General features: G+C 68.0%; 10 protein-coding genes. 4 read left to right on the top strand and 6 right to left on the bottom strand.

What is annotated here, in order from left to right; all coding sequences use genetic code 11:
- The 4 genes from AC04L7_RS06900 to AC04L7_RS06885 form a co-directional block, all read right to left on the bottom strand.
- Positions 1–483, bottom strand: a 483-nt coding sequence (locus AC04L7_RS06900; RefSeq protein ID WP_475512734.1) for a Rossmann-fold NAD(P)-binding domain-containing protein, incomplete at its 3' end; no start/stop codon positions are given.
- Entirely contained in the window at positions 480–1,409 is a 930-nt protein-coding gene (gene panE / locus AC04L7_RS06895) for a 2-dehydropantoate 2-reductase (RefSeq protein WP_436000880.1), read from the bottom strand. The genes AC04L7_RS06900 and panE, both read right to left, overlap by 4 nt.
- The gene (locus AC04L7_RS06890; RefSeq protein ID WP_296278725.1) at positions 1,409–2,179 is read right to left on the bottom strand and encodes an ABC transporter permease; all 771 of its coding nucleotides are present in this window, start codon (positions 2,177–2,179) and stop codon (positions 1,409–1,411) included. Before AC04L7_RS06890 ends, panE begins: the two co-directional genes overlap by 1 nt.
- Positions 2,176–3,144 (bottom strand): ABC transporter ATP-binding protein, encoded by a 969-nt coding sequence (locus AC04L7_RS06885; RefSeq protein ID WP_296278724.1) that lies wholly within the window; start codon positions 3,142–3,144, stop codon positions 2,176–2,178. Before AC04L7_RS06885 ends, AC04L7_RS06890 begins: the two co-directional genes overlap by 4 nt.
- Before the next feature lie 100 nt (positions 3,145–3,244).
- Here AC04L7_RS06885 and AC04L7_RS06880 point away from each other — a divergent pair, with 100 nt between their 5' ends.
- The 4 genes from AC04L7_RS06880 to AC04L7_RS06865 all read left to right on the top strand — a co-directional run bounded on the left by AC04L7_RS06880 (position 3,245) and on the right by AC04L7_RS06865 (position 7,581).
- Entirely contained in the window at positions 3,245–3,997 is a 753-nt protein-coding gene (locus tag AC04L7_RS06880; protein ID WP_299344675.1) for a ferredoxin--NADP reductase, read from the top strand.
- Between the two features lie 107 nt (positions 3,998–4,104).
- Complete coding sequence (locus AC04L7_RS06875) at positions 4,105–5,613, top strand: alpha/beta fold hydrolase (RefSeq protein ID WP_436000883.1); 1,509 nt, start codon at positions 4,105–4,107, stop codon at positions 5,611–5,613.
- A gap of 43 nt (positions 5,614–5,656) precedes the next feature.
- Complete coding sequence (locus AC04L7_RS06870) at positions 5,657–6,403, top strand: ABC transporter ATP-binding protein (RefSeq protein ID WP_296278721.1); 747 nt, start codon at positions 5,657–5,659, stop codon at positions 6,401–6,403.
- A complete protein-coding gene (locus AC04L7_RS06865) occupies positions 6,400–7,581 on the top strand; it encodes an ABC transporter permease (RefSeq protein ID WP_296278720.1) in 1,182 nt (393 codons plus the stop codon). Before AC04L7_RS06870 ends, AC04L7_RS06865 begins: the two co-directional genes overlap by 4 nt.
- A 59-nt stretch (positions 7,582–7,640) precedes the next feature.
- On the opposite strand, the gene AC04L7_RS06860 is transcribed toward AC04L7_RS06865, so the two are convergent.
- Positions 7,641–8,192 (bottom strand): porin family protein, encoded by a 552-nt coding sequence (locus AC04L7_RS06860; protein WP_436000886.1) that lies wholly within the window; start codon positions 8,190–8,192, stop codon positions 7,641–7,643.
- Positions 8,193–8,367: 175 nt separating this feature from the next.
- On the bottom strand, positions 8,368–9,013 hold a 646-nt coding region (locus AC04L7_RS06855; protein WP_475512733.1), incomplete at its 5' end, for an energy transducer TonB.

Raw genomic sequence — 9,013 nt, 5'->3', positions numbered from 1 at the left:
GCCCGCGAGCCGGAACACGCCGCAGGGGATGCCGCGTCGCCGCGCGAGTTCACGCCATTGCCGTTCCGCTGTCAGCCGCATGCGCGCGGTGGCATCGGTGCCGTCGGCGACGGATGCCGCGTCGACGATGCCGCCCTGCCGGTCCGCATACACGCCGGTCGAGGAGAGATAGCCCGACCAGCGCAGCCGTTCGTTCGAGGCCAGCGCATCGGCGAGCAACGGCAGCGCGGGATCGCCGTCCGCACCGGCCGGCATCGAGCCGAGGATGGCGTCGGCCTGCGCCAGCGCATCCAGCAGGCGGGGATCGACCGGCAGCCGGCCATCGAAACGGTGGCGCATCGGGTCTTCGGGGTCGGGCGTGCGTGTCGTTCCCACGCAGCGCACGCCGTGCGCCCGCAGGCGCTGCGCGAAACGCGTACCCGTGTAACCCATGCCGAGCACGACCAGCCGCCGCAACCAGGGCGGCGGCGCGTCCGGGCTCATGCGTCGCGTTGCTGTTCGTAGGCCTGCAGCGCGACCCACGCGGTCTGCAGTCGCGGCACGTCGACACTGTCGGACCGCGCACGACGCACCATGTCGCCGACGATATGAGAAGCCTCGATGCGCTGGCCCGCTTCCAGGTCACGCAGCATGGACGCCTTCAGCGGCGAATCGGGGGCCGTCAGCGTTTCGCGCGCCGATGCCTGGGCAGACGGCGGCACCGGCCGGCCCGACGCCGCGGCGACCGCCAGGCATTCCTCGTGCAATGCCGTCATGAAGTCCACGCCACCTTCGCACGCCACGATCGTGCCGATCGGCGCGCGCATCAGGCAGGTGCCGGCGGCCAGCGCGGTCAGGAAGCTGTACTTCACCCACTGCGCCTGCGCGATGTCCGGCGTGTACAGGTGATCGATGGCCGCCTGCGCGCAGGCGGCCGCGAGCGCCTTCAGACGGTCCTCCGATGCCTGCCCGTCGCGTTCGCCAAAGGTCATCGATGCGGGTTTGCCGAGGTGCAGGATGTCGCCGTCGGGGCCCAGCGTGGCGCTGATGAAGCACAGCCCACCGAGCACGTTATCGAAGCCGAAGCGCGCGTCGAGCGGTTCGTAGTGGCGCAGCCCGTTGAGCAGCGGCACCACACGCGCCCCCGCGTCGACCGCAGGAGCGATGGCGTCCAGCGCACTGTCAAGGTCGTAGGCCTTGCAGCTCAGCAGGATCAGGTCGAACGGCGCGACATCACGGAGTTCTTCAGCCGTGATGACCTGGGCGGGAACATCCGCATCGCCCAGCGGGCTGCGGATGCGCAGGCCGCGTTCGCGCATCAGCGCCGCGCGCGCGGGACGCACCAGGAAGCTGACGTCGATCCCGGCCTGCGCCAGCCGGCCGCCGAAATAGCCGCCGGTGCCGCCGGCGCCAAGTACGAGCAGGCGCATCAGCTGCGCAGCCCCACGCCCTTCTTCAGCAGCCACAGCCCCAGCGCGCCCAGACCGACCACGAACGCCAGCATCAGCGCATAAGCAATCCACAGCGGCACGTCGCTGGTGCCGAGCAGGCCGTAGCGGAACGCGTTGACCATGTAGAAGATCGGGTTCGCGTGGGTCAGCGCTTCCGCCCACGGCGGCAGCAGCGTCACCGAATAGAACACGCCGCCCAGGTAGGTCAGCGGGGTGAGGATGAAGGTCGGCACGATGGCGATGTCGTCGAACTTCTTCGCATAGGCCGCATTGACGAAACCGGCCAGCGAGAAGATCGTCGCGCCCAGCAGCACCGTGGTGATGGTCACCAGCGGGTGCGGGATGCGCACCTTGGTGAAGAACATCGCGATCACCAGCACGATGGCGCCGACCAGCAGGCCGCGCAGCACCGCACCGGCCACGTAGCCGAGCAGGATCACCCAGTTAGGCATCGGGCTGACCAGCAGCTCCTCGACGTGTCGGCCGAACTTGGCGCCGAAGAACGAGGAGGAGATGTTGCCGTAGCTGTTCTGGATGATGCTCATCATCACCAGGCCCGGCACGATGAACTCCATGTAGGTATAACCGCCCATGTCGCCGATCTGGCGGCCGATCAGGCCGCCGAAGATCAGGAAGTACAGCGTCATGGTGATGGCCGGCGGCACCAGGGTCTGGCCCCAGATGCGCAGGATGCGGGCGACTTCGCGGCGGACGATGGTGCCCAGCGCGACCATGTTCGGGGAACTCATGCCGCCTTCTCCTTGGTGCCATCGCCATTGCCGGTCATGCGCACGAACAGTTCCTCGAGGCGGTTGCTCTTGGTGCGCATCGAGCGCACGCGGATGCCGGCGTCGTTGAGCGCGGCGAACACGCGGTTGAGGTCCATCGCACGCGGCATGTCGAGGTCCAGCGTGTGGCCGTCGGTGGCCGTCAGCGTGGTGCCCTCGATCACCGGCAGCTGGGCCGGCAGGTCGCCGTCGATGTCGAACAGGAATCCTTCCACGTCCAGCTTGGCGAGCAGCGTGCGCATCGGGCCCTGCTCCACGATCACGCCGCGGTCGATGATGGCCAGGTTGCGGCAGAGGCTCTCGGCTTCTTCCAGGTAGTGCGTGGTGAGGATGATGGTGGTGCCGGCGGCGTTGATGTCCTTCAGCGTCTTCCACATGCCGCGGCGGATCTCGATGTCCACGCCGGCGGTGGGCTCGTCGAGGATGAGGAGCTTCGGCCGGGTCATCATGGCGCGCGCGATCATCAGCCGGCGCTTCATGCCGCCGGACAGCGTGCGGCTCATCACGCTGGCCTTCTCCCACAGCTGCGCCCGCTTGAGTTCCTCTTCCGCACGCACCAGCGCTTCGGCGCGCGGGATGCCGTAGAACCCGGCGTAGTTCACGCAGATGTCGAGCGGCTTCTCGAACATGTTGAAGTTGATTTCCTGCGGCACCAGTCCGAGCAGGCGCATCGCGCCGTCGCGGTCCCGGTCGATGTCGACGCCGAACACGCCGACCTGGCCGCTGCTCTTGTTGACCAGCGAGCTGACGATGCCGATCAGGGTGGACTTGCCGGCGCCGTTCGGCCCGAGCAGGGCGAAGAAATCGCCGGGTTCGACCTGCAGCGAGACGCCCTTGAGGGCCTGCACGCCGGTGTCGTAGACCTTGCGCAGGTCGGTGATGGCCAGCGCGGGAACCGCCGCCGGAGCCGTTGTCGTGGACGCCATGGGATACCTTGTGGCGCCGCGACGGCGCCCGGGGGGATGCGAGCGCTTATTATAGGCGTCCCGCCGGGGCCGACCCGGGCCACACAGTGTTCCAGCCGCCTTGGCGATCGTGCATTTCCCTTTGAAGCTCGTCGGACGCCGCATGCTGGCGCCCAGCGTCGGCCACTACAGTTTCGTCCGCGACGACGGGCAGCCATTGGATTTCATCCCCGGCCAGTTCATCCAGGTGCATTTCGCCTATGCCGATGGCACCGCGACCAAGCGCAGCTATTCGCTGGCGACGATCCACGACCATGCGATGGGCCCGGGCGACGCGGTGGAGATCGCAGTGAGTTACGTGCCGGGCGGTGCGGCCACTGCCTTGTTCGAGGGCCTGCCTGAAGGCGGACACGTGGAAGCCAGCGGCCCGTTCGGCCGCTTCTGCCTCATGCCCGGCGACCGCAACGCGCGCTACCTGCTGATCGCCACGGGTACCGGCGTCACGCCTTACCGCTCGATGCTGCCGCAGCTGGAAGCCCTGATGGCCGAGCGCGGCGTCGAGGTCGTGCTGCTGCAGGGTGCACGGACGCCGGCCGAGTTGCTGTACGGCGACGAGTTCCGGGCCTTCGCCGATGCGCATCCCGGCTTCCGCTTCGTGCCCTGCTTCTCCCGCGAGCTGCCCGACGACCCCCATCCCGATGTGCGCCAGGGCTACGTGCAGCAGTTCCTGCCCGAGTTCGCTCCCGATGCGGCGCGCGATATCGCCTATCTGTGCGGCAACCCCAACATGGTGGACGCCTGCTTCGAGGCGTTGAAGGAACACGGCCTGCCGGTTCCCCAGATCCGTCGCGAGAAGTACGTCAGCAGCAAGTAGCCCGTCGCGATGCCGGGCTTCCCGGCACGCCGTCCCGTTTCTTTGGTCACATCCGGCCTGCCACGTCGTCATGGCATGCTGGAACCAGCCTACAACGGGACAGATACATGGAATTCCAGTTTCGTCGAACACTCGCGCCAGCCCTGGGCGCCCTGATACTCGCCGGCTGCAACGGCGCGGCCCCGGGCCCCGACCAGCAGGCCGTTCGCCACTACGGCGCGCTGGCTTTCACGCCCTGCACGCTCACCGCGCCCTACCTCACCACGACGGTGGAAGCGCAATGCACGACGTACGAGGTGGCCGAGGATCCGGCCAGGCCAGAGGGCCGCAAGGTCGCGTTGAACATCGCGTGGCTGCCGGCCACCAACGAGGGCGCGGCGACCGAAGACCCGGTGTTCTTCCTCGCCGGCGGTCCGGGGCAGTCGGCCGTGCAGGTCTGGCCGTCGATCGACGCGGCTTTCCGCGAGGTGCGCAAGTCGCGCCACATCGTGCTGGTCGACCAGCGCGGTACCGGCAAGTCGAATCCGCTGTCCTGCAAGGATGACGAAGGCCGCAACGCCTACGGCGATCCGGAGGACATGAGCGAGGCATCGGCGGCCGCGTTCGCCCGTGCCTGTGCGGCGTCGCTGAAGGCCGACCCGCGCTTCTACACCACCACGGATGCGGTGCGCGACCTGGACAGCGTACGCAAGGCGCTGGGTGCCACGAAGATCAACCTGGTCGGCGGTTCGTACGGTACGCGCGTGGCGCAGCAGTACGCCATGCGTCACCCCGACAGCACGCGCAGCGTGGTGATCGACGGCGTGGTACCGAACGAACTGGTGCTGGGCAGCGAGCACGCCCGCAACCTGGACGCTGCGCTGGCGCTGCAGTTCCAGCGCTGCCAGGCGACGCCGACCTGCAAGGAGCGCTTCGGCGACGACCTGCGCGGGCAGCTGCGCGCACTGATGACGCGCCTGGCCGCCGCGCCGGTGAGCACCGAGTACCGCGACCCGTCCACCGGCGAGCTCGTCACCGGTGAGGTCACCGCGGGCGCCGTCGCCGGCATCACCCGCATGTACTCGTACTACCCGCAGGGCGCTGCCCTGCTGCCGCTGGTGTTGAACGAGGCGCAGCAGGGCCGCTACGGCTCGCTGATGTCGCTGTCGAAGCTGCTGGAGACCCAGGTGGGCGACCAGTTCATGCACGGCATGCAGCTGTCGGTGATCTGCGCCGAAGACGCGGACCTGCTGAAGGCCGATCCGGCGGATGCGGACACGGTCCTCGGCAGCCTGCTCGGCGACACCCTGAAGACGCAGTGCACGGCGTGGCCCACGGGCAAGCGGCCGGCGGACTTCCACACCGCCTGGAACTCCGACATCCCCACGCTCATCGCGTCGGGCGAGCTGGATCCGGTCACCCCGCCGCGCTACGGCGAGCAGGTGCTGCGCACGCTGTCGAACGGCCGCCACTTGGTGCTGAAGGGCCAGGGCCACGGCACGTTCGCGGTCGGCTGCATGCCCAAGTTGCTGGGCCGCTTCCTGGAGACCGCCGATGCCAAGGGCCTGGACGCGACATGCCTGGACAGCCTCGATTACGTACCTCCCTTCACCAGCTTCAATGGCTGGGAACCGTGAGCCGCGCCACCGCGCGCCACTTCATTTCAATGGACATGACCGAATGATCATCGCCAACGACCTGCACAAGTCCTTCAAGACCAAGACCGGCACAGTCACCGCCGTGGACGGCGTCAGCTTCACCGCCCACGACGGCCAGATCACCGGCCTGCTCGGCCCCAACGGCGCCGGCAAGACCACCACCATGCGCATGCTGTACACGCTGATGACGCCTGATCGCGGCGAAGTCAAGGTCGACGGCATCGACACCGCGCAGGACCCCGTCGCCGTGCGCCGCGCACTGGGCGTGCTGCCCGACGCGCGCGGCGTGTACAAGCGCCTGACCGCACGCGAGAACATCGCCTACTTCGGCGAGCTGCACGGACTGTCGTCGAAGCAGATCGCCGAACGTACCCGGGCGTTGTCGGATGCGCTGGACATGGGCGACATCCTCGATCGCCAGACCGAAGGTTTCAGCCAGGGCCAGCGCACCAAGACCGCGATCGCGCGGGCGCTGGTGCACGACCCGCGCAACGTCATCCTCGACGAACCCACCAACGGCCTGGACGTGATGACCACGCGCGCGATGCGCAGCTTCCTGCACCAGCTGCGCGACGAAGGCCGCTGCGTGATCTTCTCCAGCCACATCATGCAGGAGGTCGCGGCGCTGTGCGACCGCATCGTCATCATCGCCAAGGGCACCGTGGTCGCCGCCGGCACCGCCGACGAACTGCGCGCGCAGGCGGGCGAGGACAACCTGGAGGATGCTTTCGTCAAGGTGATCGGTTCGGAGGAGGGCCTGCTGGCATGAACATGTTCCGCACTGTTTTCACCGTGATGCGCAAGGAGTTGCGCGATCTGTCGCGCGACCGCCGGACGCTGGCTCTGGCGTTGTTCCTGGGGCCATTGCTCTATCCGGCGCTGATGCTCGGCATGGGCTACCTGACCGAGAACCGCATCCGCACGCAGGTCGACAAGACCCTGGAGATTCCGATGGTCGGCGCCGAGCATGCGCCGAACCTGGTGAAGTTCCTCGCCACCAACGGCATCACCCCCGCCAAGGCGCCGGACAACCTGGATGCCGCGATCCGGTCGCAGGAGATCGACGTCGCGCTGCGGATCAGTCCCGCTTACGCGGAGGACTGGCGGAACGGGCGTCCGGCGCTGGTGGAGATCATCCGCGACAGCACGCGCCGCGACGCCGATATCCCCACGCAGCGTGTCAACGCCGCCCTGTCGGCTTACGCGCAGCAGGTCGGCGCGCTGCGCCTGCTGGCACGCGGCGTCGATGCGTCGGTGGCGCGACCCGTCAACATCGGCATGCAGGACCTGGCGACGCCCGAAGCCAAGCAAGGCATGCTGTTATCGGTGCTGCTGCCCTACCTGCTGATCCTCACCTCGTTCATCGGTGGCGCGTACCTGATCCTGGACGCGACGGCCGGCGAGCGCGAACGGCAATCGCTGGAACCCCTGCTGGCGACACCCGCGCCACGCAGCGCGGTGGTCAGCGGCAAGATCGCCGCCGCGTGCGTGATCGGCCTGACCACCCTGCTGTTGACGCTGTTGGCGTTCAAGTTCAGTGCGCAGTTCGCGGGCACGCTGGGCCGGCAGTTGAACGTGTCGTTCCTGTCGATGGGCAAGATGCTGCTGATCCTGCTGCCCATGCTCTTCATCGGCACCTCGCTGCTCACGTACCTGGCCGCGTCGGCCAAGAGCATGAAGGAAGCCCAGAGCCACATGACGTGGTTGATGCTGCTGCCGATGATCCCGACGTTCGCGCTGATGGCGAACCCGCTGAAGAGCCAGCTTTGGCAGTTCGCCGTGCCGTTCCTGGCGCAGAACCAGCTGCTGCTGAAGGTCATCCGCAACGAATACATCAGCGCGCAGACCTGGCTGGTCTATGTGGCGGCGGCATTCGGCGTGGCCGCGCTGCTGTGGTACGCGGCGGTGCGCCGTTACCACCAGGAGAAGCTCGCCGTCGCGGGATGACGGCGGCGCTCCCTGCCGGATGAGAAAACGGCCACCGTGCGGTGGCCGTTTTTTTTGACTCAGAACCGGTATTCGTAGCCCAGCGTCAGCGTCTGGGCGGTGACGTCGGCGTTGAACAGGTCGCCCTTGTTGTAGTCGTAGTTCAGGCTGAGGCCGTTGTTGTGGTCGAAGTCGTAACCCACGCCCACGCCCACGTACGGCTTGGTGGATCGTTCGCGCAACGACACGCCGTCGGCGCTCAGCTTCGAATTGACGCTCTGCGCGCCCGCACGCCCGGCGATGAAGAAGCCGGTGTTGTCGGCACCGAACGCCTTCTTGCCCACCACGCCCAGGCCGACCGCATCCATGTCGTAGGAAATACCCTGGATGGAACGGTCGCCGAGGATCGAATAGAACCCTTCGACGGCGAAGTGCGGGGTGACGTAATGGCCTATGCGCAGGCTGTAGGCGGTGTCGGTATCGTCGGCCGTCAGGCCGTCGACCTCGATCTCCAGGTCGCTGTGGCCGATCTCGGCACGGCCGTACCACTGGCCTGCCTGTGTGGCGGCGGCGGTGGTGGAGAGGGTCAGGCACGCCAGCGCAACCGCGCCGGCAACATTGAATCGCTTCATGGAATCCTTCCGTGTTGTTGTGATGTTCGCCCGTCACGCGGGCGGCGGCACAGTAATCGTCGTCCCTGGTGGCGTCCAGTGCCGCAGGTCTTTTGTCAGTCGACATGCGCCGCAAACGGAAACGCCGGCGCGAGGCCGGCGTTTACGTGGTTCGCGTACCGCAGGCGACCGATGCTCAACCGCCTGGGCTGAAGCCGATCGTGCGACGTGTCGTGACCGGCGCATCGAGCGGCTCGAAGCGCCAGCGGCGCACGGCATTCAGCGCTTCGCGGTCGAATACGCGTGCCGGCGTGGCGCGCACGACGCGGGCATTGGTGACCGATCCGTCCACGCCGACGGTGATCTCGACCAGCACCTCGCCCTGCGTGCCCGACCGCAGCGCTTCCGGCGGATAGCGCGGCGCCGGCGTGCTGACCGCGCGGAGGGTCTGCGCCGGAGCGGCGGCGGGTACGGCCGCACGCGTGGCGGCGGCCTGGCGTTCGGCGGCTTCACGCTGCGCGGCGGCCTGGCGTTCGGTCTCCTGCCGTGCGGCTTCGGCCCGCGCGGCTTCCTGCTGCTGGGCCAGCTGCTGGGCGGCGGCGGCTTCGCTGGCGCGCTGCTGTTCGGCCTGCTGCGCCAACCGCTGCTGCTCGCGCAGGCGTGCGTCCTCGTCTGCCTTCGTCTTGGTGGCTTCGTCGGTGACCGCGCGCTGCGCGACCGCCTGCTGCGCCGCTGCGATGCTCTGCTGCAGGCGTGGGAGGGCCGGCGCCTTCGGATCGGCCTTCTCGATGATCGCCGACAGGCGCTGGGCCTCGGTGAACTCTTCGCGCGCAATGCTCTGC

The organism is Pseudoxanthomonas sp. LjRoot204_2 (assembly GCF_056175765.1).
The sequence above is the reverse complement of the archived record's forward strand: the minus strand, read 5'-3'. Positions and strand labels throughout refer to the sequence as shown.

Bases quoted from the DNA above. Each gene is read 5' to 3' on its own strand.
- AC04L7_RS06890 (WP_296278725.1), bottom strand. From the start codon at position 2,179: ATGAGTTCCCCGAACATGGTCGCGCTGGGCACCATCGTCCGCCGCGAA.
- panE (WP_436000880.1), bottom strand. From the start codon at position 1,409: ATGCGCCTGCTCGTACTTGGCGCCGGCGGCACCGGCGGCTATTTCGGC.
- AC04L7_RS06875 (WP_436000883.1), top strand. From the start codon at position 4,105: ATGGAATTCCAGTTTCGTCGAACACTCGCGCCAGCCCTGGGCGCCCTG.
- AC04L7_RS06865 (WP_296278720.1), top strand. From the start codon at position 6,400: ATGAACATGTTCCGCACTGTTTTCACCGTGATGCGCAAGGAGTTGCGC.
- AC04L7_RS06885 (WP_296278724.1), bottom strand. From the start codon at position 3,144: ATGGCGTCCACGACAACGGCTCCGGCGGCGGTTCCCGCGCTGGCCATC.
- AC04L7_RS06860 (WP_436000886.1), bottom strand. From the start codon at position 8,192: ATGAAGCGATTCAATGTTGCCGGCGCGGTTGCGCTGGCGTGCCTGACC.
- AC04L7_RS06870 (WP_296278721.1), top strand. From the start codon at position 5,657: ATGATCATCGCCAACGACCTGCACAAGTCCTTCAAGACCAAGACCGGC.